This is a genomic window from Chitinivorax tropicus (assembly GCF_014202905.1).
In the GTDB taxonomy this organism is placed as follows: Bacteria; Pseudomonadota; Gammaproteobacteria; order Burkholderiales; family SCOH01; genus Chitinivorax; species Chitinivorax tropicus.
The window spans coordinates 56,978-77,789 of record NZ_JACHHY010000019.1; the positions used below are offsets into that span (position 1 = coordinate 56,978).

Sequence of the window (20,812 nt, forward strand, 5' to 3'; positions counted from 1 at the left end):
CAATTCACTTCTGGGTGTTGACCCTGTTTCATCATGTATCAAGAAGATCAAGAACCCATCAGCAAGACCCGTCGCAAACAGGAAATGCAAGATTTGCAGGATCTGGGCGCTGCGCTGGTCAGGCTTTCCAAGGATCAACTCAAACAGCTTGATCTCCCTGAAAAACTGCTGGAGGCGGTCAAAGAGGCTCAACGGCTGACCGCTCACGGTGCCATTCGCCGGCAGCTTCAATTTATCGGCAAGATCATGCGCGAGGTCGATCCTGCACCCATTCAGGCTTTCCTCGATCGGCTATCGGGCGAATCCTCGGAACACACCGCTTGGCTTCACCAGCTGGAGCGCCTGCGCGACAAGCTGCTGGCCAGCGACGAGGCGCTGCAAGCGTTGCTGGCACAACATCCGGCACTGGATATCCAGCAAATGCGTACCATGGTCCGCAATGCCCGCAAAGAGCGCGAAGAGAACAAACCCCCCAAACATTTCCGGGCTTTGTTCCAGACCTTGCGGGAGCTGATCCCAGAGCCATCGCTGCCTGGGCGGGCCAAGTCAGCCCCGCAATCCGACCAGGAGGATGACGCATGAGCGCCATGCTGCGAGTCGGGCTGGTCTCAATCAGCGATCGTGCCAGCCAGGGGGTGTATGAAGACAAAGGCATTCCGGCCCTGTTGGATTGGCTCAAGGCTGCCGTGTCAAACCCGATCGAAGACCTGACCCGCCTCATTCCAGATGACCAATCCACCATTGAAGCCACCCTGCGCCAACTGGTGGATGAGGAAGGCTGCCACTTGGTCTTGACCACCGGCGGCACAGGGCCAGCACCTCGTGATGTCACCCCGGAAGCCACGCTGGCGGTGGCCGACAAGATCATGCCCGGCTTTGGTGAGCAGATGCGTCAGATCAGCCTGCACTATGTGCCCACTGCGATCCTGTCCAGGCAAGTCGGGGTAATCCGTGGGCAGGCGCTGATCCTGAACCTACCAGGGCAACCCAAAGCCATCAAAGAGACGCTGGAAGGGGTCAGGGGCGACGCTGGCCAAGTCGTGGTACCAGGCATCTTTGCGGCGATTCCCTATTGCATTGATCTGATTGGCGGCCCCTATATCGAAACGGATGAGCAGATCATCAAAGCGTTTCGTCCGAAATCCGCCTTGAAACCCCAGACATGACCCAGCCCACCCTACCCTTTGTCGAACTTGGCCCTGCCACGCCGCACCACACCATCATCTGGCTGCATGGGCTGGGGGACGACGGCCATGGTTTTGCACCGATTGTCCCAGAGCTGAAGTTACCCGCCGATCAGGCAATTCGCTTTGTATTTCCCCATGCCCCCATGCGCGCGGTGACCATCAATGGCGGTTATGTAATGCGCGCCTGGTACGACATCCTGGAGATAGGTGATTTGAGCCGCAAGCTGGATGAGGCTAATATCGTTGAATCCGTACAAGCGATTCATCAATTGATCGATGCGGAAATCAGCCGGGGCGTACCGCCCAGCCGTATCTTGCTGGCAGGCTTTTCCCAAGGCGGGTTGATTGCACTCAGTGCCGGGCTGACCTATCGCGAGCCGCTGGCCGGGTTGATAGCCTTATCCACCTATTGGCCAGACATGCAGCACCCCAGCCTGGCACCCGACCCGACCCATCGGGCCGTGCCGATCTTTTGCGCACATGGCGAGGTCGATACCGTGGTACGGCCTGAGCTGGGCCATGCCGCATTCAATCGGCTACGGACTGCTGGCTACACAGCCACTTGGCATGCTTATGATATGGGGCATGAGGTCTGCTGGGATGAAATCCATGACCTGTCAGCATGGATTCAAGCTCGATTTGCCGACCAGACCTAGGCAGCATTGACACCGCCCCAAATGAAAACAGGACAGCCGAGCTGTCCTGTTTTCATTGTATGAGCATGCTCCAAGGGCCGCATAGCATCAAGCACTATTCATCCGCATCCACGCGGGCCCAGACCCACTCCGCACCGCGCGCGAGCACCTCTCGGAAACGCACGCGGATCTCCCGCCCCATGGACACCAGCACCACAGCTTTGTCCTGCATGTAGTCTGCCGAGCGCATGACTACACCATTCACCTTTTGCGGGTTGGATTTGGCCTGGATGAAAATACCCTGGCTAGCCAGGAACACCCCAGCCGCGTCAAGCCCACCATTAAGCTTCCCATCTTGTGACCGGATCTCGACAGCGATCGGCGCATAAGCCAGCACCTGGATACCAGCATACATCTGGCCCTCTGCCACCCGTGACAGGCGGCGGACTATCGCCAGCTGCCAATGGTCAGTCTTCTCGGGACGCAAGCCCAATAGCGCATCCAGGCGAATCCAGTCATTCTCGACGACTGGCAGGATCGCGCCATAGCCACCATCGCTCTCATTATTGACCACCCAAGTCTCAAACACGCCCACAGTGTGCTTCTGCAAAGTGGCCGCCAATGCCTGGGCCTGGCGCTGCCGCGTCCGCTCTGTGACAAAGCCATATTGGCGCATGTCGAGCATCTCTTCGGTATTGACGTGATGACGTTGATCCGGATCAGTGTTGCGTTCATTGTCATATTTCACATGATGGTAGATTTCCTTCATGCTATGGATGACATCCACCATCTTGCGCACCGCTACCCGGTCGCTGCCTCGCTTGGGATGCCCCTGGCTTTCTGGCGACCATGACTGGATGAGCAGCTTCAGCAGCTCAGATGCCCCCGGCTGACGGAAGATGTCATCCAAGCCGATGGTCTTCCCCCCATCCAATGCATTCTTGGCAAGGGTCATCTGCTCGACCAGCTCATGGGTGCTCCAGTAGCGCCCGAGGCTGGCTGGCTCGGTCTGCTCGCCATTCAGCCGGAACGCGGGCGAGACACCCGTCAAATCGACCCCATACTGATATCGACCGCTGAGCAGTTTGCGCTCCATCACCACGTGGTGCGACCAATGGTCCAACCACTGATCCGCCATGTCCAGCTGCCGCGCCGTCAACGCACCGGAATTCAACGTGGCCAGCATCATGATCTGGATGAACTCATCCGCACAGGAGGTATTCCGGACTGCAGTCGAGTCGTATAGCTGGAATGCGTCGCTGTCCACGCCCTTCACTTCTGCCAGACGATAGACCTGGTTGACGGTTGACCAGAATTTCTTTTCCGGCGTCAGGAACCGGAAATACTGCCACTTGGCTTGCACCGCCAGATAATTCAAGGTACGGGCGATGCATCTCGACAGGAATGGGTCCAGATCCGGGCGTTCGCCATCCCTGACTTCCTTGATCATCATCAAGTAGGCATGGATCATGTGATGCGCCAAGGTCATGATCAAATGCCACAGCTTGCTCTCTACCGTCTTCGGCATGCGCAGGTTTTGCAGGTACAGCAGGCATTGTGTCTCAAAGGCAGACTGGACTTGATCGTCCAGCCACATCAAGGACTGCATGGAAGTAGGCGTGATCGCCACCTCGCCGCCAATGAACCGATTCACCTCCTCTGCCACCAACTTGGGCAGCGAAGCCATATCGTCGGTTTGTATCGCCTTCCACCAACTCTGAGCAGCCTTGACGCCATCCAGTGGGTCAGCCGCCCTCTTCCAAGGAAGCGTGAATTTACCTAGCATCCCAGCCACCTGCTTGCCTGGCTGCCAGCCGTATCCGGTTGCACTTGTGTGATGACCGACCCGACATGCTCAGTCCTCCACCACATTGATAATCGTAAAATCAACAATATCGAACCCATCCCCCTGCTCGCGCCGTGCAATCGGTTCCAGTCGATAGCGTTTCGCCCCTTCGCTGGCCAGATATTGGCGACCTGTCAAATACACACCACCTCGCAACAATACCGAACACCCTTCCATGCCCTCCAGGCTGGAGCCGAACAGCAACGCCAGTTCATTCTCCAGGCGCCGTTCTTCATCCGGTACTGCATAATCAATGGCAATCGGCATCACCCGCGCACCGACGACTTCCACGCCAATGGCGCTGTGCTGCTCCATGTTCACCTGCAGACGCCTGACCACCCCGACCTGCCACTCGGCATGCATATCCGTTTTGATGCCGATCAAGCTGCCGATCCGGAGCCAATCACTATGGCTTTGCGGCAGACGTGCGCCAAAGCCACCCAGGCTGATGTCCTGCACCAACCAGCTTTCTGCATGCTGCTCCAGCTCGATCGGCATGGATACCATCTGATCAAGCAGGTGTTGCGTCTCCTCGGTCACGAAACCGAATTGCTCCACCTCGCGCTTCTGTCTTTCCAACAACTCCAGCTCGCTTGGGCCTGCATCGCGCCGACGGGTGCGGGACAACACCACCGCCCGGAACACGTCCGTGAATCCATGCACGATCGTCAGGCGACCATAGGCGGGCAGACGTGGCCATTTCCGCTCTGGTGGCGTCAGGCTCCAGTAGAACAACAGATGCTGCAAGACCTGCCGCAGGCTCGATACCGGTGCGCCCATCCCCCCCCCGCCCACCGATAGTGACGAGGGGTTGTCCAATGCACGCGACAGCTCCTGCAACCGGGCAGTGGCCTGCCCGGTACCGATGAAGCGCACACGCGGGCCATATTGCATACCAGCCACCAGCCGGCCCGGCGGGTGCATGGCAGACAGGTCATAGTAGAAGCAGCTTTTTTCACCAGGTGTGGCGGATATTTCCAGATACTCGGACAAATCATCGATAGTCCGCTCGGCCAGATCGATCTGCTGCGGCAACAGGCTATCTGGCGACGATGCCGCCAGAAACAATGTCTTCAGGCACTCCGCTTGCGCTGTGGTCGGTCGTTCGCTGTGGTCATAGATCGATACGGCAATCGACTCAAGATGGTGCGACTCGACGAACATCCATAGGCGAGACAGCGCATGCCAGACGACATCATCCACCGGGCCATATTGCAGCAACATGATCTTGTGCAGCATGACGACACCGTACAGTCCGCGCGCCGCCAGCCTTGCCAGCTGCGCCGGAGTGACATCGGCCCCGCGCCCGCCCATGGCATGCGCATCCAGCGTCAGGATGTATGCGGACACCAGCGCCTTCCAGTAGTCGCACAACGCGCGCCAGATCGCCCGCTCACGAAATTTTGCTGCGCGGGTCTGGGTCAGGTACTCGTGCTGCAGTTTGCGCTGGAATGCATGTCCGGCCTCATCCAGCAAATTGAGAATGCCCGTGCGCACCGATAGGCGATAACCTTCGGCCTGCATGACCGACTCGACCCATGCCGTGATTTCCTGCAGTGATTTGTATGGGTCGCTTGTCGGCAACTCAGCCAGCAGTCTTTGTGCCGACTTGATGTCTCGCATCGGGTGATCGGGTTTGGAGGCAATCCTTCGCAACCAGCTTGTCATGGTTTTCGTCAATCTGATTCAGAACAAGGGGGATGAATTGGGTATAGCAGACTATTCAGCAACCCAGCTCTCTGCCGCCTGCAGTGTATCAAACAGTTGGACCTCGAAATCGATGAAAAGACGGGACATCCATGCGCTCCAGGCAACCCATTGGTCGTGGGTGACCACGGCCACCTTGCCAAATTCAGCCGCATGGGCGCGTGTGAATTTGATCTCCTCCCAAGCGACATCAAGCGTGTAGCCCGTCATGTCACGCAAATCCATCAGTAAGTTGGGTTTGCCATGAAACTTGATCGCATACAGCACTTCTTCTTCAAATTGCTTGTAATCAGCCAGCATGAATTCGCCAAAGACAGCGACATTGACCGTCTTACCTGTTTGTTGAATGGTGATCATGTTGAAGCCTTATCTTGTAGATAGCCGCTCATGCTCGTCAATATTCTTAATCAAATATAACACAAGCATGCACTGGAACTATCCAATTGTAGTGCAATCCCGTACATCAACCAATGCAGACCTTTCCTGACGCTCATTTGCGACGTACTGCAAGATGCGTGGCCAGCACGCCGGACAGGATCACCAACCCGATTCCGAGCCAGCCAGACATGGCCGGAATGTGATGCCACACCAGCCACCCGGCCAAAGCTGCAAATACCACGGTCGAATAGGCCAGACTGGCCACCACCAACGTCGCCCCAGTGGAATAGGCTCTTGTCAGGGCAAGCTGCGCCAAAGTGGCGGAGGCCCCCATCCCCAACAGGATCAGCCCCCCTCGTGCCGTAACCGGGCTGAATTGGTGCCAGGACATCCACAACCCAGTTGCCAACGTCGATACCAATGAGAAATAAAAGACCACCCGATACTCTGGCTCGCCCACCCGGCCCAATGTCCGCACATTCACCATGGCAAACGCCGATAGCACGCCCGAGCCCAGCCCCAGACACCCCGCCAGCCACTCCCCTCGCTCCAGCGTGGGCTGCAGCAGACAGATTACACCGACAAAGCCGACCAGCAACGCCAGGATCAGCCCCCGATGCGGTCGCTCGCGATACAGCAGCACCAGCAAGGGCGCGATGAACAAAGAGGAGGTGTAATTGAGCGTGACCGCTGTCGGCAAAGGCAAGACAGTGATGGTATAGAAGTACAGCGACAGCGCCGCAAAGCCGGAGAGGCTCCGATAGGTATGACTACGCCAGTGCTGCGTCTTGAGGGCGTACCCGCGTGCCAAGACGATCAGCCATATGACCAACAAGCCGACGGATGACCGGTAGAAAACCAATTCTGCGGGGGTGAAATAGTCCGCCCCCAGCTTGACGCAGACGCCCATACAGGCGAACAGCACACCGGCGACCAGCATCCACAAGGCCCCGGCTGACGTTTTTATAGACGGCATCAACAAAAAAGCGGAGCTTGCGCTCCGCTTCATCAGGCAAGATCACCGGTGCAGTATATCAGAGGCGTGGCTCGATCTCGCGGCGCAGGAAGGCGTGGAAGTGCAACATGCCATCCTCCATCGGTGATTGATAGGGCCCGACTTCATTGCGACCCTCCATCCACAACGCACGACGACCTTCATCCATGCGCTCGGCGATCTCCTTGTCCTCCACGCCGGTCTCCATGTAGGCGGCACGTTCGGCATCACAGTATTCGGGCTCGAACAGGGCGATGTCTTCCGGGTAATAAAACTCGATCACATTGATCGTTTTATCCACCGCGACCGGAATCAATGTGGAGATCACCAGGCAGTTGGGGTACCACTCCACCATGATATTGGGGTAGTACACCATCCAGATCGCACCATGCCTGGGCGTCTCACCGCTGTTGTAATTCAGCACGGCTTCATGCCACTTGCGGTAGACATCCGAGCCGGCTTTTTTCAGCTCATTCAGCACACCGACAGTCTGGACGCTATACCAGTCACCGAACTCCCACTTGAGCTCATCACAATTGACGAAATTGCCCAGCCCAGGGTGGAAAGGTACTACATGGTAGTCTTCCAGATAGACCTCGATGAAGGTTTTCCAGTTGCACTTCAGCTCATCGATTTCGATCTTATGCAGTTTGTAGCCCGAGAAATCCAAGTCCTGCGCCACGCCGAGACCCGCCAGATCTCTGGCGACATCACGCGGGCCATTGAACAACATGCCATTCCAGTTCTGCAAGGGCGATTTGTTCAGGTGCAAGCAGGGATTCTGCGGGAAATGGGGTGCGCCTTTGAGCTGACCATCAGTGTCGTAGGTCCAGCGATGCAGCGGACAGACGATGTGAGTGGCATTGCCACTTCCCTTGAGCATGATGGCTTGGCGATGGCGACAGACGTTGGACAGCAGCTCGACACCTTGCTGATTGCGTACCAGCATTTTCGAGTGCCCCATCCATTCCAGCGTCTGATAATCCCCTATCTCCGGTGTCATCAGCTCGTGGCCAACATAGCCCGGGCCGTTCTTGAACAGCACCTCCTTTTCTATCTCAAGGATGCGTTCGTCAAAATACCAATGAACCGGAAGTTGCGGTTGCGCCGCAACGTGCAACGCGTTTGCGTTAGCCAGATCAGACATGTCCAGACCCCTCTAGAAGCCAAAACAATCCGGTCTCGCCAGGCGAGGATACGGAGTGGCAAATACCCAAAAAAAGAAGGCGCGTATTGTGCCCCCAATCACCCCCCGGGGCAAGCAAAATTTGCCCGGAAAAGCCACAACAAATGAAGACCATAGATTTTTTGATAAGGATCAATATCCACCCCGTCATTTTTCGTTCGGGGCGGACTTACTCCTCCAAAAAGGGGGCTTTGCAAAATCCCTTTCCTTTTCCGGGCGTTGCTGACTGCAAACCGGCATGCAAGCCCTATGAATTTTAGATGCGCCGGCGGACTGCACACAAAATAGCTGGGTCAGACCAGCGGTCATTTAATGCGCGGACAGTTGGTTGAGCCATGAAGCATGCGGTATCATCAGGGATTGCCTTGATGGCACCACCCACCTGTGAGACAGCATGCCGAAAAGCCCCAAACCCGCTGCGCCTGCTTCGTTCGAAGCAGCCTTGGCTGATCTGGAGAAACTGGTCGCGGAGATGGAAAGCGGCCAACTTACGCTCGAAGCGTCGCTATCCGCCTATAAACAAGGCACAGCATTGTTGCAGTTCTGCCAAACCACGTTACAGGATGCGCAGCAGCAAGTCCGCATTCTGGAAAATGACAACCTTCACCTGTTCGGCCAAGATGAGCAACCCTGAATTCCTCGCCTGGACGGGCGAACGCCAGCAGCATATCGAAACCGTACTGGCCAGATTGATTCCTAGCCAGCAGGTTCTACCACACCGACTGCATGAAGCCATGCGCTACGCCAGCCTGGGTGGAGGGAAACGCATCCGCCCATTGCTGACCTACGCCAGCGGCTTATTGAGCCAGGCTACGCCAGCCCACCTGGACGTGGCTGCCACGGCGGTTGAGTTGATCCATGCCTACTCGCTGGTTCATGACGATCTGCCCTGTATGGACAATGACACCCTCCGGCGTGGTAAGCCCACCTGCCATATCGAGTTTGATGAAGCCACCGCGTTGCTTGCCGGCGATGCGCTGCAGACGCTGGCGTTCGACCTGCTCAGCAACCTGCCCGCCGCCGCATCGCCAGCCGCACAACTCAAGATGGTGGGTTTATTGGCCCATGCTGCCGGTTCACACGGCATGGCTGGGGGGCAGGCCATCGATCTGGGGGCGGTGGGGCAGCAGCTGTCGCTGCCTGAGCTGGAGCAGATGCACATCCTGAAAACCGGGGCCTTGATCCGCGCCAGCGTCATGCTGGGGGCTTATGCTGGCGATACCCTGCCAGCACAGGAGCTAAAGCAACTCGACCACTTTGCCAAGTGCATCGGCTTGGCGTTCCAGGTGGTGGATGATGTGCTGGACGCCGAATCCAATTCTGCGACATTGGGCAAGACCGCCGGCAAAGATGCCGAACAGAACAAGCCTACCTATGTTTCACTGATGGGGCTGCGGGACGCCAAAGCAAAAGCCCAGGAATTGCTGCAAGCGGCACGAGCCAGCCTGCAGCCTTTCGGTGACACGGCGCAGCATCTGCTGTCACTGGCGGAATTCATTGTTGCCCGCCCATTCTGACAACGCCTTTGAATACCCGGCCCGGCGGCGGATTGGGCTCCTACAGCGTGCAATGGCCGAGCCATTTAGCCTAACTCGCTGCCCGTGCCTGATCGAGGCTGATAGCCCGTATACCTGAGAAACCATGATGTACGAATTACTGAATACCATTTCCTGTCCAGCAGACCTACGCAAGCTGGACCGCAAACAGCTCAACCAGCTGGCGGATGAGTTACGTGAATTCATCGTTGAGTCCGTCAGCAAGACGGGTGGTCATCTGGCATCCAACCTCGGCTCAATCGAGCTGACCATCGCACTGCACTACGTGTACAACACCCCGGAAGACCGCTTGGTATGGGATGTGGGTCATCAAAGCTACCCCCACAAGATCCTGACCGGGCGCCGCGAGGCGATGTCCAAGCTACGTATGAAAGGCGGCATCGCCGGCTTTCCCAAGCGGGAGGAAAGCGAATATGACACCTTTGGCGTCGGTCACTCCTCCACGTCGATTTCTGCAGCGCTGGGCATGGCCGTGGGTGCGAAGCTGAAAGGCGAAGACCGCAAGGCCATCGCCATCATCGGTGACGGCGCCATGACAGCCGGGATGGCTTTCGAGGCGCTGAACAACGCCGGCGCAATGGATGCCAATATGCTGGTCATCCTGAATGACAACGAAATGTCGATCTCACCGAATGTGGGTGCCCTCAACAACTACTTGGCCAAGCTGATTTCCGGCAAATTCTTCAACAGTGTCCGCAAGGGTGGCTCCAAGCTCCTGGGGGCCGTTCCACCGGTCCATGAATTCGTGAAGCGCGCGGAGGAACACACCAAGGGCATGTTCACGCCGGGCACCTTATTCGAGGAGTTCGGCTTCAACTACATTGGCCCAATCGATGGCCATGATCTGGATGCGCTGATCCCCACCCTGCAGAACCTGCATGCGCTGGAAGGCCCACAATTCCTGCATATCGTCACCCGCAAGGGACAAGGCTATAAGCTGGCTGAGAACGATCCGGTGCTTTATCACGGCGTCAGCAAATTCGACAAGGAAAATGGCATTTCTGGTGGCAAGGCGGGTGGCAAACCCACCTACACCCAGATCTTTGGCGACTGGTTGTGTGACATGGCATCTCAGGACTCACGCCTGGTCGGCATCACCCCCGCCATGCGGGAAGGCTCGGGCATGGTGCGCTTCGAAAAAGAGCACCCTGATCGTTACTTTGATGTAGGGATCGCAGAGCAACACGCTGTGACCTATGCAGCAGGCTTGGCCTGCGAAGGCATGAAGCCGGTGGTCGCCATCTATTCGACCTTTCTGCAGCGCGCCTACGATCAGCTGATCCATGACGTTGCCTTGCAAAACCTGCCGGTGGTCTTCGCCATTGACCGTGCTGGCCTGGTCGGGGCGGATGGGCCAACCCACGCCGGCACCTTTGACATCGCCTATCTGCGCTGCATCCCGAACATGATGATCTTGACACCATCTGACGAAAATGAATGTCGGCAGATGCTGTATACCGCCTTCCAACAAGACTGCCCCACCGCCGTCCGCTACCCGCGCGGCACCGGGCCAGGGGTGACAGCGGAATCAGCCATGAGCACGCTGCCGATCGGCAAGGGGGAGATCCGGCGACAAGGGCAGCATGTGGCCATCCTGGCGTTTGGCTCCATGGTTGGCCCCAGCTTGGCTGCAGCGGCCCAGCTGGACGCGACCGTCGCCAATATGCGATTTGTGAAACCACTGGATGTCGAATTGGTCAAATCCCTGGCCAGTACACACACATTACTGGTCACCGTAGAAGAAGGCTGCATCATGGGCGGTGCCGGGTCAGCCGTCGTGGAAGCGCTGCTTGAGGCAGGCATCAGCGTGCCAGTACTGCAGCTAGGCTTGGCAGACGAATATGTTGAACATGGTGACCCCAATGTACTGCTGGCGGACTGCGGCCTGAGCGCAGAAGGCATTGCAAGCCGCATTCAGGCCCGCTTGGACAGAATGGGTTAATAGTTATTATCAATCGCTTTCTGAAAGTAAATCGGATAAACTTTTCATACCCGACTTGTTTAATCGGGTATTGGTCGCACCACAGCAACCAATACCCGTCACAGGAAACGCCATGACATCCGCAGAAACACAAGCCATTGCCGACGTACAAAATTCGCCTGATCACCGTAATCTGGCCATCAACAAAGTCGGTATCAAATCCATCCGCCATCCGCTGAAAGTCGCAGACAAGACCAGTGGCGTGCAACATACCATCGCCCTGTTCAATATGTATGTGCACCTGCCCAAGCATTTCAAGGGCACACACATGTCACGCTTTGTCGAGATCCTGAACAGCCATGAAAAGGAAATCTCGGTCGAATCATTCGATACCATGGTGCGTGAAATGGTAGCGCGCCTGGAGGCCGAATCCGGCTATATCGAGATGAGCTTTCCCTATTTCATCAACAAGACCGCCCCGGTTTCCGGTGTGCAGAGCCTGCTCGACTACGATGTGACCTTCATTGGCGAGCTTCGCGACGGAAAATATCTCCAGACCATGCGCGTGCTGGTGCCCGTCACCAGCCTCTGCCCATGCTCCAAGAAGATCTCCGAGCGCGGTGCGCACAATCAGCGCTCACACGTCACGGTCACGGCACGCACCAATTCACTGGTGTGGATCGAAGACCTGGTGCAGATGGTGGAAGCCCAAGCCTCATGCGAACTGTATGGTCTGTTAAAGCGCCCAGACGAGAAATACGTCACCGAGCGCGCCTATGACAACCCGAAATTCGTGGAAGACATGGTGCGTGACGTTGCCGCACAACTAAACGCAGATGCTCGGATTGATGCCTATGTGGTGGAATCAGAGAATTTCGAATCCATCCACAATCATTCAGCCTACGCGTTGATCGAAGCCGACAAGACACGCGGCTGATTCCAGTTCGCCAAATAGAAAAGCGGGCAATCAGCCCGCTTTTTCATTGTTGGACCGATAACGCTCAATAGCGCTGGGTCAAGATCATCTTGGTGCCATCCCGCTCCATCGACACCCGATTCAGAAAGCTCATCCCAAGCAGCACAGTGCCACCGGTATGCGCCCCTTCCGACACAGCCGCTTCCACATCAAAGGCCGTGATCTCGCCCACTTTCACCGAGCTCAGCTTGACCACATAGATTGGCGCGACACCATTGGCAGTCTGGGTCATGCCCATGCGACCCTTCTTGTAGTCGATCCCTGCACTACGCGCCTGTGAAGCACTCATCGAGATCAGGCTGGCACCAGTATCCACCAAGGCTTGCATACTCGTGCCATTGATGCCGACCTGAGTGAAGAAATGGCCTGCCGAGTCCGCATACAGCGTTGTCTTGCTGCCGCTGGCCGCCCCACCACCGATGCGGATCGGCGCCTCGCCCAGGCCAATGGACTTGCGTTTGCCATCCATCTCAAAGGTGGCGCGTCCGGACTCGACCGATATCAATTTGACACCGTTGAAGGTTTCTCCGATCGACATCACCTTTTCTTTGCTACCACCGACCGACACCACTGCTTTGCTGCCCATCATACCGACCAGGGCCACGTTGGTTGCGCCAGCTGTCGCTGCCAACAACAGTGTCATGCCCACCCACATCCATTTGATGTGCTTCACAGACTCACCTCAGTCGCGGAAATTCTGATACTGCAGCGGAAAATCAGTCACATCCTTGCGTACCAACGCGATCGTATCTTGCAAGATATCCCGCTTGGCACCGGACACGCGCACTGCATCGCCCTGGATGGACGCCTGCACCTTCAATTTGCTGTCTTTGATCAATTTGACGATTCGTTTTGCCAACTCGGTTTCGACCCCTACCTTGACGGTGATGGCCTGCTTGACCTTGTTGCCACTGACCTTCTCGACCTTGCCTTCGTCCAGACAACGGACATCCACCGTGCGTTTGGCCAATTTGGTCCTCAGAATATCCTTGACCTGATCCAGCTGAAAGTCATTGTCCGCAAACACGGTCAAGACCTTCTCGGCCTGCTCGACCCGAGCATCGCTACCTTTGAAGTCGAAACGCGTGCTGACCTCCTTATTGGTCTGATCGACCGCATTCCGGACTTCAACTTCGTTGACTTCAGAGACGATATCAAATGATGGCATGGAGAAACCCTGCTTGTTCCAAAGCAGGGGATTTTACTTGATTCTCAGGCTTAGCGGTCACCTGGTCGCCAAGTTCCAGCGACACACATAAGCCACGAAATTGCGTCAACAGTCTCTAGCGACCGTCATAGCGGATTTCACGGTCGAGCCGCATGCGCTCATCTTCACGCAACAAAATGCGCTGGCGGATCAAGTTGCGCTCTGATTCGCGGGTGGTTTGTTTCCATTGTTTTTCCAGCTGTTCGATTTCTTCGATCAGCCGCTTACGGTCTGCCTCCAACTGGGCCAGTTGCCGCCCGCGTTGATAGCCGCGCTGAAAATCTGCCTCGCCCCGGCCCACGCAGACACCGCCGTAATTCTGGCCATAACGCCCAGCATCAAAGCCATTGGACTCCGTGCAATAGCGTTTCAAGCCTTGTTCACGACCATCGAAGTAGGCTTTGCGATCAGGAACGACGCCGACTTTGCTGCAAGCCTCGGCATGGGCTGCCACACGATCGGATTCATAACCATATGCGCCGTCACGCACACCGCGATCATACCAATCGGCGCGACGACATTCGTTTTCTGACATGGATGCGCAGCCGCCCAACATCAGGGCAGCCAGTACCAGACACAAGGAGGAAGGAAATGTTTGCATAAGCTGAAGTGTATATGGATCACCTGAATCGGTGGTTAACAGACACGCTGAAACATGTCGATGGCTGCAATCGCCCGCCAGCCGGGCATTTGCAGCATTGTAACAGGGGAACTATTTCTACGGCAGCGCGCACCAATCCAGTTTGTAATCGTTTCAATTACCCAAGGCCCGGTGGCTTGGAGCCCAACCTGCGCAGACACCACCGGCAGCCACACGCCACCACAGGATAGATTGGCCGCCACACGCGGGCGGTCTGGCGCTTTTCAACACCGCTGGAATGGACAGGCCCGATCCAGCCCATGGGCCGGATCAAGCTGAGACAAGTTGGCCGATCATCACCCCAACGGCAGCCGGATCGCCTGGCAAGCCAGCCTTCACATCAAAAGGAGCATCATGCCTGATCAGCTGTTCTCTTGGCTTCCCGCAAAGCCGACCGGGGATGTGGTGACCCTGCTGGTACTAGGGCTACTGTTGGCCGCCGGCGTGCTGGGGGCATCGCTGTGCAGACGTCTGCTGCGCGTGCCATTCATTACAGGGTGCCTGATCTCAGGGCTGGTGATCGGCCCCTCAGGGCTCAATCTGCTGACCCAATCCGCGCTGTCAGAATTCCGCTTCATCATTGATATCGCGCTGGGTCTGGTGCTATTCGAGCTGGGTAGGCGCATCGACGTACGCTGGCTGCTACGCGAGCGCTGGTTATTGGTCACCGGGCTATCGGTGTCGGCGCTGACCTTCACGGCTTTGTTTCTGGGGTTGACCGGGTTTGGCATGGCGACCTTGCCCGCCGGTATGGCTGCCTCCATTGGCATCACCAGCTCCCCTGCCGTTGCCTTGTTGCTGGTGCGCGAGCTGAAGTCCGAAGGCCAGCTGACCGAGCGGATGCTACACCTGACTGTGCTGGGTAATGTGCTGGCAATCCTTTTATTTGCCGTGTGCCTCAGCGCGCATTACATCCAGCACCAGCCGGTCTGGTACACCGCCATGTTGAACTCAAGCTATCGTATTCTTGGCGGCTGCCTGCTGGGTGGGCTGGCAGCCCGCCTGTTGACCCTGCCTGCCGTATTGAAGATCGAATCCAGCATGCAACAAAGCACGCTGATCATCGCCGCGATTGCGCTGGTCGTCGGCCTGGGCAGCACGCTGGGGCTGTCTTCGCTGATGGCCTTGCTGGTGATGGGGGCCAGCACACGCAGCACGTTGGCGATCTGGGCCATTCGTGAGGACGAGCTGGCGCCGATCAATGCCATGCTGTGCACCATCCTGTTCGTGTACACCGGCGCACAGATCTCCTTGCGCTATCTGCCGGATTTCGCATCAGGTGCGCTCGGCTTCATCGCACTCCGCACACTGGCCATGACCTCTACCACCGGGCTGCTGGCCTGGTTCAACGGTATCAGCTGGAAGAAAGGCATGTGGCTGGGGGTTAGCCTGTTCCCGATGTCCGGGGTGGCCACTTTGCTGGCGCTGCATGTTTCGGTGCCCTACCCCGACCTGGGCGCTGCACTGTCGGCCTTGATGATCACGGTGCTTGCTTTATTGGAGCTGACCGGCCCATTGGTATTACGACTGGTACTCAAAGCCAGCGGCGAAGCCAAATCCTGATTGAAACGGAGCGATGCAATGCTGCAATTCACCCCATCCGAACCGTTGACCTTTGGCGTCGAGCTGGAACTGCAGCTCGTCAACCGGCGCGATTTCAACCTGACCCGTGGCGCATCGGATTTATTGACGCTGATCGACCGTAAGAAGCACACCTTCGACATCAAGCCAGAAATCACCGAGAGCATGATCGAGGTGGGCAGCGCCATCCACCGCAATCACCACGAGATGCTGCAGGAGCTGCGCCAGATCCGTTGCCTGATGCTGAATTGCGCCGACAAGCTCAACCTGGGCATTGCCGGTGGCGGCTCCCATCCTTTCCAGCACTGGGGGGATCAACGCATCTACCCCAAGGAACGCTACCGGCTGGTGTCAGAGCTGTATGGTTATCTGGCCAAGCAATTCACCGTCTATGGGCAACACATCCACATCGGCGTGCCCGATGGCGATGCCGCTGTCCGACTGACACTGCTGCTGGGGCGCTACGTCCCGCATTTCATCGCATTGTCGGCCTCTTCACCTTTTCATCAAGGCGTCGATACCTCATTCCAATCATCACGCCTGACCAGCGTCAACGCCTTTCCGCTGTCGGGTTTCATGCCGATGCTCGACTCCTGGGCGGCCTTCCAGGCCTATTTCGACAAGATGACCAGCTATGGCATCGTGGCCAGCATGAAGGATTTCTATTGGGACATCCGCCCCAAACCCGAGTATGGCACGGTCGAGATCCGCGTCTGCGACACCCCACTGCAGCTGGAAACCGCCGTCGCCCTGGCCGCTTATGCACGCACGCTGGCCGCCTACTTCCTAACCCGACCGGAGCTGCAACCCCACCCTGATCTATATCTGACCTATGCCTATAACCGCTTCCAGGCTTGTCGTTTCGGTCTCGCAGGCACCTTATCCGATGCCACCACCGGCGCCCAGCCTGAGCTACGCCAAGATCTGTTTGCGACATTCGACATGCTGGTGGAGACCGCCGCCCGCCTGGGCACACAAGATGCACTCGGCTACCTGCGGGTCAGGGCGATGCGCATGAAAACCGACGCTGACTGGGTTCGTGACCAGTATCATCAACATCGCATGCTGTCTGCCGTGGTACAGCAACAATGCCAGCAATGGCGGGAAGCCAATGAGGACTGGGTACTCTAGAGTCAGTCACCGCCATTTGACAGCCTTGCCTATTGGCAACGTGGCATCCATAGTGAATGGACATCATACCGACCCTCACCACGGAGCCAGCCATGCAAGATCTGAACCTCAATCATTGGCGCAGTCTGATCGAGCAGTATGTCACCGAATTCGGCGTCAAAATCCTGGTCGCCATTGCCTTCTGGATTATTGGCCGTTGGCTGATCGGCTTGGCCACCCGCCTGCTGTCCAGCTCGCTGGAGCGCCAAAAAGTAGACCCGACCATGCTGCGCTACATCGGCAATATGGTCACGGTCACGCTGAACATCATTCTGATCATCGGCATCCTGGGTTACTTCGGCATCCAGACCACCACCTTCGCCGCACTGATCGCCGCAGCCGGCGTCGCCATCGGCATGGCCTGGTCGGGGCTGCTGGCCAATTTTGCCGCAGGCGCCTTCCTGATCGCACTCCGCCCATTCAAGGTGGGCGACTTTGTCACCGTGGCTGGCGTCACCGGCACCATCAAAGAGATCGGCCTGTTCTCCACCGCCATCAACACACCGGACAACGTCATGACCATTGTCGGCAACAACAAGGTATTTGGTGACACCATCCAGAACTTCAGCCACAACCCCTACCGCCGGGTCGATCTGAAATGCCAACTGGCCGGCAATGCCGACCACGCCGCCGCCATTGCACTCTTCAAACAAGAGCTGGCCAAGATCCCGAACGTACTGAAAGACCCTTTGCCAGATGTCGAGATCCTGGAATTCAACCTGGTCGGCCCCGTGCTGGCCGTGCGCCCCTATTGCCATAACGACCACTATTGGCAGGTGTATTTCGACACCAACAAAATGCTGAAGGAAGCCCCGATGACAGCCGACCTGCCCGCGCCGATACCATCACAGGTAGTGCTACTGCACAATCAGGCTTGAGCGGATGTAAGCCAGGTCAAGCCAGCTTTCCCATCACAATGGGCCATTGCCTGGGTAGTGGCCCATCCAGAGAACGTGCCGGCTCTTGCTGACAGGGGATCGTATGCATGGCAATGAAAACAAATCCGGATGGCTGGATAGCACTCGCTTTGATGAGCGGTTGCCGCACTACTTGCAGGTGCGACAGGAATCGGAGAGGTCAGACATCGAGTGGCATTGAGACAAAGGATTGAACCACCATTGACAGCCACGTCCGACATACCGCATGTAGTTGTTAATGACGTGTAACTATGGATAATTTAGGCTGCTGCATGCAACAGCGATCTTTCATCACATGAGTCAGTTGACTAATAGGCGGTCTTTACAAGGGCTGTTGCACCGATCAGCAGCGATCCACCGCATTCAGACACTGACGCCATATAGCACATCTGCATTCATACAGGAAAGACAAATGCCCCACCCCAAGCCTTCATTTCAGACAATGTGGCAGCACTTCATTTCAATATACGGCAATGGAAACATATTAAGCGTCGGTATGAAAATTGGAGGAAAAGTCCAAGAGAATATTGAATTGGGTGCAAAAGATCCGAAGGCTGGCTTTACCAATGCTTGCGCCATCCGTATGAGCTACAGCTTGAATAAGAGTGGCGTCGGTATCCCTCGTGGCCCATGGAAAACGGTCTCTGGCGGTGATAAGAAACAATACATATATCGAGTTTCAGATCTGATTAAATTTCTGAACCAAACCTTTGACCAACCAGACAAAACGGTCAAAAACCCACAGCCAAGTGACTTTTCTGGAATGATGGGCATACTCGTCTTCGGGGTGCAGTGGAGTGACGCAACAGGCCATGCCACATTATGGGATGGCAGTATCTGCTCCGACCATTGTCATTTCCCGGTGGCGTCAGAGGCTTCGATATGGCTACTAAAATAGCAGGGCTATTCTGCTGCAGCCTGGCGCTGGTTGTGTCAGTTTGTCATGGCAATGCGGTAGAAAGAAAACACTACACCCCGATCCAATACCTGAAAAACTATGCGCTCAGCGCCTGCATTGCGGATGGCTATCAGTCCAAGGATGTAGTCGATGATGCGGTTGCTGGCGCAAATGGCTACAAGGAATTAGGCAGTCTTGATATCGACGCCTATAACGAGGCAGCCGTGCTAGGGCGGCGGTTTCTAGCCAAGCAATACCAGAGCCAAAGCGGTGCTCAGTTGGTTCTGATGAAGTGCATTGACTTTTATCACAGCAAAGAGCTGGATCAGCTTGCGCGCAGATATGCCAATAAGAGATAGGCTGCTTGTGTAGCAGGCGGCCAAAGCAGACAAAACTCGCCTGATCAATGCTCAGGCACAGGCTTTCACCACATGAGTGAGACAACAGATCAACCACACCCCTGCGGCATGGTTGATCTGGGTGCCTTGGTCGAATGAGAGCGCCTTAACTGCAGGACAGCGGCGAGCCCGCCGTATTGCACCACATCACTCGCCATCCAGTCCGGATTGCACCATCTCAGCGGCACGGATCACAGCACGGGCTTTGTTCTGGGTTTCCTGCCATTCGCTTTCCGGCACCGAGTCAGCGACGATGCCCGCGCCGGCTTGCACAAACAGCATCTTATTCTTGATGACAGCGGTACGCAGGGCAATGGCCACGTCCATGTCGCCATTCAGCCCCAGGTAGCCGACCGCGCCAGAGTAGATGCCGCGCTTGGTCGGTTCCATTTCATCGATGATTTCCATGGCACGCACTTTCGGTGCGCCAGACACGGTTCCTGCGGGGAAGGTGGCGCGCAGGATGTCCATATTGCCGACTTGCGGTTTCAGCTTGGCCTCGACGCTCGATACGATATGCATCACATGTGAGTATCGCTCGATGACCATGTGGTCGGTGACCTTGACCGAGCCGGTCTGCGCCACGCGCCCAGCATCATTGCGGCCCAGGTCCATCAGCATGACGTGCTCGGCAATCTCTTTGGGGTCATTGAGCAGCTCTTCTGCCAAGGCCATGTCCTGCTCGCGGGTCTTGCCGCGTGGGCGGGTACCGGCAATGGGGCGCACGGTAATGCTATCCTGCTCGCGCCGCACCAGGATCTCGGGTGATGCGCCCACCACGTGGAAATCCCCAAAGTCGTAGTAGAACATGTAAGGACTGGGGTTGATGGTGCGCAGGGCGCGGTAGAGCGAGATGGGGTTGGCGCTGAAGGGCATCTGCATGCGTTGCGCCAACACCACCTGCATGATGTCGCCATCAAAGATGTACTGTTTGGCCCGCTCGACAGCCTGTTTGAAATTGTCCTGGCCCCATTCGGACACCGCCGAGGTCTTTTCGATGGCGTGCTGAAACGGAATCGACACTGGCCTGCGTAGCTGCATACGCAAGGCTTGCAGCTGGGTCATGGCCTGAGCATAGGCGTTGGGTTGCGCCGGATCGGCGTAGACGATCAGGTAGAGCTTGCTGGAGAGGTTGTCCACCACCACCAGCTCCTCGCTCTGCAGCAACAGGATATCCGGTGCGCCGATCGGGTCAGGCTTTTGCACGTCGGCCAGCTTACGCTCGATATAGCGGATGGTTTCATAGCCGAAATACCCAACCAGGCCACCGCAGAAGCGCGGCAGGCCAACAGTTGGAGCGGCATTGAATTGGGCCTGGTAACGCTCGATGAAGGCCAGTGGATCACCTTCAAAGCGCTCGACGATGCCCTCGTCGGTCTCGACGGTCACTTCGCGCCCCACCACGCGGATGCGCTTCTTGGCGGGCAGCCCGATGAAGGAATAGCGTCCGAAGCGCTCGCCGCCGACGACGGACTCCAACAGATATGAGTACGGGCGGTTGGCCAGTTTCAGGTATACCGAGAGCGGGGTATCGACATCAGCCAGCAGCTCAAGGGTGACGGGAATACGGTTGTAGCCACGCGCAGCCAGCGCGCTGAATTCTTGTTCAGTCATG

General features: G+C 56.9%; 21 protein-coding genes. 12 read left to right on the forward strand and 9 right to left on the reverse strand.

What is annotated here, in order from left to right:
• Positions 1 to 33 precede the first annotated feature (33 nt).
• From yjgA to HNQ59_RS14630, 3 genes are read left to right on the forward strand one after another with little or no spacing between them, the layout of a single operon-like run.
• Positions 34 to 582: a ribosome biogenesis factor YjgA gene (gene yjgA, locus HNQ59_RS14620; RefSeq protein WP_184040981.1), complete on the forward strand. Its 549-nt coding sequence runs from the start codon at positions 34 to 36 to the stop codon at positions 580 to 582.
• 5 nt (positions 583 to 587) lie between these two features.
• The gene (gene mog / locus HNQ59_RS14625; RefSeq protein WP_425491397.1) at positions 588 to 1,166 is read left to right on the forward strand and encodes a molybdopterin adenylyltransferase; all 579 of its coding nucleotides are present in this window, start codon (positions 588 to 590) and stop codon (positions 1,164 to 1,166) included.
• The gene (locus HNQ59_RS14630) at positions 1,163 to 1,843 is read left to right on the forward strand and encodes an alpha/beta hydrolase (RefSeq protein WP_184040987.1); all 681 of its coding nucleotides are present in this window, start codon (positions 1,163 to 1,165) and stop codon (positions 1,841 to 1,843) included. Before mog ends, HNQ59_RS14630 begins: the two co-directional genes overlap by 4 nt.
• Before the next feature lie 94 nt (positions 1,844 to 1,937).
• Here the strand turns inward: HNQ59_RS14630 and HNQ59_RS14635 are convergent, their stop codons facing one another.
• The 5 genes from HNQ59_RS14635 to HNQ59_RS14655 all read right to left on the reverse strand — a co-directional run bounded on the left by HNQ59_RS14635 (position 1,938) and on the right by HNQ59_RS14655 (position 7,894).
• The gene (locus tag HNQ59_RS14635) at positions 1,938 to 3,608 is read right to left on the reverse strand and encodes a hypothetical protein (protein WP_184040990.1); all 1,671 of its coding nucleotides are present in this window, start codon (positions 3,606 to 3,608) and stop codon (positions 1,938 to 1,940) included.
• A gap of 69 nt (positions 3,609 to 3,677) precedes the next feature.
• Positions 3,678 to 5,336, reverse strand: a complete 1,659-nt coding sequence (locus HNQ59_RS14640) for a hypothetical protein (protein ID WP_184040993.1) — start codon at positions 5,334 to 5,336, stop codon at positions 3,678 to 3,680.
• A 51-nt stretch (positions 5,337 to 5,387) separates the two neighbouring features.
• The gene (locus tag HNQ59_RS14645; RefSeq protein ID WP_184040995.1) at positions 5,388 to 5,732 is read right to left on the reverse strand and encodes a SpoIIAA family protein; all 345 of its coding nucleotides are present in this window, start codon (positions 5,730 to 5,732) and stop codon (positions 5,388 to 5,390) included.
• A 133-nt stretch (positions 5,733 to 5,865) separates the two neighbouring features.
• Positions 5,866 to 6,729: a DMT family transporter gene (locus HNQ59_RS14650; protein WP_246491014.1), complete on the reverse strand. Its 864-nt coding sequence runs from the start codon at positions 6,727 to 6,729 to the stop codon at positions 5,866 to 5,868.
• Between the two features lie 58 nt (positions 6,730 to 6,787).
• Positions 6,788 to 7,894, reverse strand: a complete 1,107-nt coding sequence (locus HNQ59_RS14655; protein ID WP_184040998.1) for an aromatic ring-hydroxylating oxygenase subunit alpha — start codon at positions 7,892 to 7,894, stop codon at positions 6,788 to 6,790.
• Positions 7,895 to 8,327: 433 nt separating this feature from the next.
• Between HNQ59_RS14655 and HNQ59_RS14660 the strand changes: the two genes are divergently transcribed.
• The 4 genes from HNQ59_RS14660 to folE2 all read left to right on the forward strand — a co-directional run bounded on the left by HNQ59_RS14660 (position 8,328) and on the right by folE2 (position 12,347).
• Positions 8,328 to 8,567: an exodeoxyribonuclease VII small subunit gene (locus HNQ59_RS14660; RefSeq protein ID WP_184041001.1), complete on the forward strand. Its 240-nt coding sequence runs from the start codon at positions 8,328 to 8,330 to the stop codon at positions 8,565 to 8,567.
• Positions 8,554 to 9,450, forward strand: coding sequence for a polyprenyl synthetase family protein (locus HNQ59_RS14665; RefSeq protein WP_184041104.1), 897 nt, complete (start codon positions 8,554 to 8,556; stop codon positions 9,448 to 9,450). Before HNQ59_RS14660 ends, HNQ59_RS14665 begins: the two co-directional genes overlap by 14 nt.
• Positions 9,451 to 9,577: 127 nt before the next feature.
• Positions 9,578 to 11,431 (forward strand): 1-deoxy-D-xylulose-5-phosphate synthase, encoded by a 1,854-nt coding sequence (dxs, locus tag HNQ59_RS14670; protein WP_184041106.1) that lies wholly within the window; start codon positions 9,578 to 9,580, stop codon positions 11,429 to 11,431.
• 112 nt (positions 11,432 to 11,543) lie between these two features.
• Positions 11,544 to 12,347: a GTP cyclohydrolase FolE2 gene (gene folE2, locus HNQ59_RS14675; protein ID WP_184041004.1), complete on the forward strand. Its 804-nt coding sequence runs from the start codon at positions 11,544 to 11,546 to the stop codon at positions 12,345 to 12,347.
• A gap of 64 nt (positions 12,348 to 12,411) precedes the next feature.
• Here the strand turns inward: folE2 and HNQ59_RS19715 are convergent, their stop codons facing one another.
• The 3 genes from HNQ59_RS19715 to HNQ59_RS14690 form a co-directional block, all read right to left on the reverse strand.
• Complete coding sequence (locus tag HNQ59_RS19715; RefSeq protein WP_184041008.1) at positions 12,412 to 13,059, reverse strand: TIGR02281 family clan AA aspartic protease; 648 nt, start codon at positions 13,057 to 13,059, stop codon at positions 12,412 to 12,414.
• A 9-nt stretch (positions 13,060 to 13,068) separates the two neighbouring features.
• Positions 13,069 to 13,554 (reverse strand): YajQ family cyclic di-GMP-binding protein, encoded by a 486-nt coding sequence (locus HNQ59_RS14685; protein ID WP_184041011.1) that lies wholly within the window; start codon positions 13,552 to 13,554, stop codon positions 13,069 to 13,071.
• Positions 13,555 to 13,669: 115 nt separating this feature from the next.
• A complete protein-coding gene (locus HNQ59_RS14690; RefSeq protein WP_221320259.1) occupies positions 13,670 to 14,194 on the reverse strand; it encodes a DUF2799 domain-containing protein in 525 nt (174 codons plus the stop codon).
• 393 nt (positions 14,195 to 14,587) lie between these two features.
• Here HNQ59_RS14690 and HNQ59_RS14695 point away from each other — a divergent pair, with 393 nt between their 5' ends.
• From HNQ59_RS14695 to HNQ59_RS14715, 5 genes are all read left to right on the forward strand, one after another.
• Positions 14,588 to 15,796 carry a cation:proton antiporter gene (locus tag HNQ59_RS14695; protein ID WP_184041017.1) on the forward strand — a complete coding sequence of 403 codons (1,209 nt, stop codon included), beginning with the start codon at positions 14,588 to 14,590 and terminating at the stop codon, positions 15,794 to 15,796.
• A gap of 18 nt (positions 15,797 to 15,814) precedes the next feature.
• Entirely contained in the window at positions 15,815 to 16,945 is a 1,131-nt protein-coding gene (locus HNQ59_RS14700; RefSeq protein WP_184041020.1) for a YbdK family carboxylate-amine ligase, read from the forward strand.
• 92 nt (positions 16,946 to 17,037) lie between these two features.
• Positions 17,038 to 17,862, forward strand: a complete 825-nt coding sequence (locus HNQ59_RS14705; RefSeq protein ID WP_184041022.1) for a mechanosensitive ion channel family protein — start codon at positions 17,038 to 17,040, stop codon at positions 17,860 to 17,862.
• A gap of 451 nt (positions 17,863 to 18,313) precedes the next feature.
• On the forward strand, positions 18,314 to 18,799 hold the full coding sequence (locus HNQ59_RS14710; protein ID WP_184041024.1) for a type VI secretion system amidase effector protein Tae4: 486 nt from the start codon (positions 18,314 to 18,316) through the stop codon (positions 18,797 to 18,799).
• On the forward strand, positions 18,784 to 19,158 hold the full coding sequence (locus tag HNQ59_RS14715; protein WP_184041026.1) for a T6SS amidase immunity protein Tai4 family protein: 375 nt from the start codon (positions 18,784 to 18,786) through the stop codon (positions 19,156 to 19,158). The genes HNQ59_RS14710 and HNQ59_RS14715 overlap by 16 nt, the downstream gene beginning before the upstream one ends.
• Positions 19,159 to 19,344: 186 nt before the next feature.
• Here HNQ59_RS14715 and trpE read toward each other — a convergent pair whose 3' ends face one another.
• Complete coding sequence (gene trpE, locus HNQ59_RS14720; RefSeq protein ID WP_184041028.1) at positions 19,345 to 20,811, reverse strand: anthranilate synthase component I; 1,467 nt, start codon at positions 20,809 to 20,811, stop codon at positions 19,345 to 19,347.
• Position 20,812 lies beyond the last annotated feature (1 nt).

What these genes read in the sequence shown, in the direction of transcription:
- trpE (WP_184041028.1), bottom strand. Translation starts at nt 20,811, where the DNA reads ATGACTGAACAAGAATTCAGCGCGCTGGCTGCGCGTGGCTACAACCGT.
- HNQ59_RS14705 (WP_184041022.1), top strand. Translation starts at nt 17,038, where the DNA reads ATGCAAGATCTGAACCTCAATCATTGGCGCAGTCTGATCGAGCAGTAT.
- HNQ59_RS14715 (WP_184041026.1), top strand. Translation starts at nt 18,784, where the DNA reads ATGGCTACTAAAATAGCAGGGCTATTCTGCTGCAGCCTGGCGCTGGTT.
- HNQ59_RS14700 (WP_184041020.1), top strand. Translation starts at nt 15,815, where the DNA reads ATGCTGCAATTCACCCCATCCGAACCGTTGACCTTTGGCGTCGAGCTG.
- HNQ59_RS14640 (WP_184040993.1), bottom strand. Translation starts at nt 5,336, where the DNA reads ATGACAAGCTGGTTGCGAAGGATTGCCTCCAAACCCGATCACCCGATG.
- HNQ59_RS14710 (WP_184041024.1), top strand. Translation starts at nt 18,314, where the DNA reads ATGCCCCACCCCAAGCCTTCATTTCAGACAATGTGGCAGCACTTCATT.
- HNQ59_RS14685 (WP_184041011.1), bottom strand. Translation starts at nt 13,554, where the DNA reads ATGCCATCATTTGATATCGTCTCTGAAGTCAACGAAGTTGAAGTCCGG.
- HNQ59_RS14660 (WP_184041001.1), top strand. Translation starts at nt 8,328, where the DNA reads ATGCCGAAAAGCCCCAAACCCGCTGCGCCTGCTTCGTTCGAAGCAGCC.
- mog (WP_425491397.1), top strand. Translation starts at nt 588, where the DNA reads ATGCTGCGAGTCGGGCTGGTCTCAATCAGCGATCGTGCCAGCCAGGGG.
- yjgA (WP_184040981.1), top strand. Translation starts at nt 34, where the DNA reads ATGTATCAAGAAGATCAAGAACCCATCAGCAAGACCCGTCGCAAACAG.
- HNQ59_RS14635 (WP_184040990.1), bottom strand. Translation starts at nt 3,608, where the DNA reads ATGCTAGGTAAATTCACGCTTCCTTGGAAGAGGGCGGCTGACCCACTG.
- HNQ59_RS14650 (WP_246491014.1), bottom strand. Translation starts at nt 6,729, where the DNA reads ATGCCGTCTATAAAAACGTCAGCCGGGGCCTTGTGGATGCTGGTCGCC.
- HNQ59_RS14690 (WP_221320259.1), bottom strand. Translation starts at nt 14,194, where the DNA reads ATGCAAACATTTCCTTCCTCCTTGTGTCTGGTACTGGCTGCCCTGATG.
- HNQ59_RS14695 (WP_184041017.1), top strand. Translation starts at nt 14,588, where the DNA reads ATGCCTGATCAGCTGTTCTCTTGGCTTCCCGCAAAGCCGACCGGGGAT.
- HNQ59_RS14665 (WP_184041104.1), top strand. Translation starts at nt 8,554, where the DNA reads ATGAGCAACCCTGAATTCCTCGCCTGGACGGGCGAACGCCAGCAGCAT.
- folE2 (WP_184041004.1), top strand. Translation starts at nt 11,544, where the DNA reads ATGACATCCGCAGAAACACAAGCCATTGCCGACGTACAAAATTCGCCT.
- HNQ59_RS14655 (WP_184040998.1), bottom strand. Translation starts at nt 7,894, where the DNA reads ATGTCTGATCTGGCTAACGCAAACGCGTTGCACGTTGCGGCGCAACCG.
- dxs (WP_184041106.1), top strand. Translation starts at nt 9,578, where the DNA reads ATGTACGAATTACTGAATACCATTTCCTGTCCAGCAGACCTACGCAAG.
- HNQ59_RS14645 (WP_184040995.1), bottom strand. Translation starts at nt 5,732, where the DNA reads ATGATCACCATTCAACAAACAGGTAAGACGGTCAATGTCGCTGTCTTT.
- HNQ59_RS14630 (WP_184040987.1), top strand. Translation starts at nt 1,163, where the DNA reads ATGACCCAGCCCACCCTACCCTTTGTCGAACTTGGCCCTGCCACGCCG.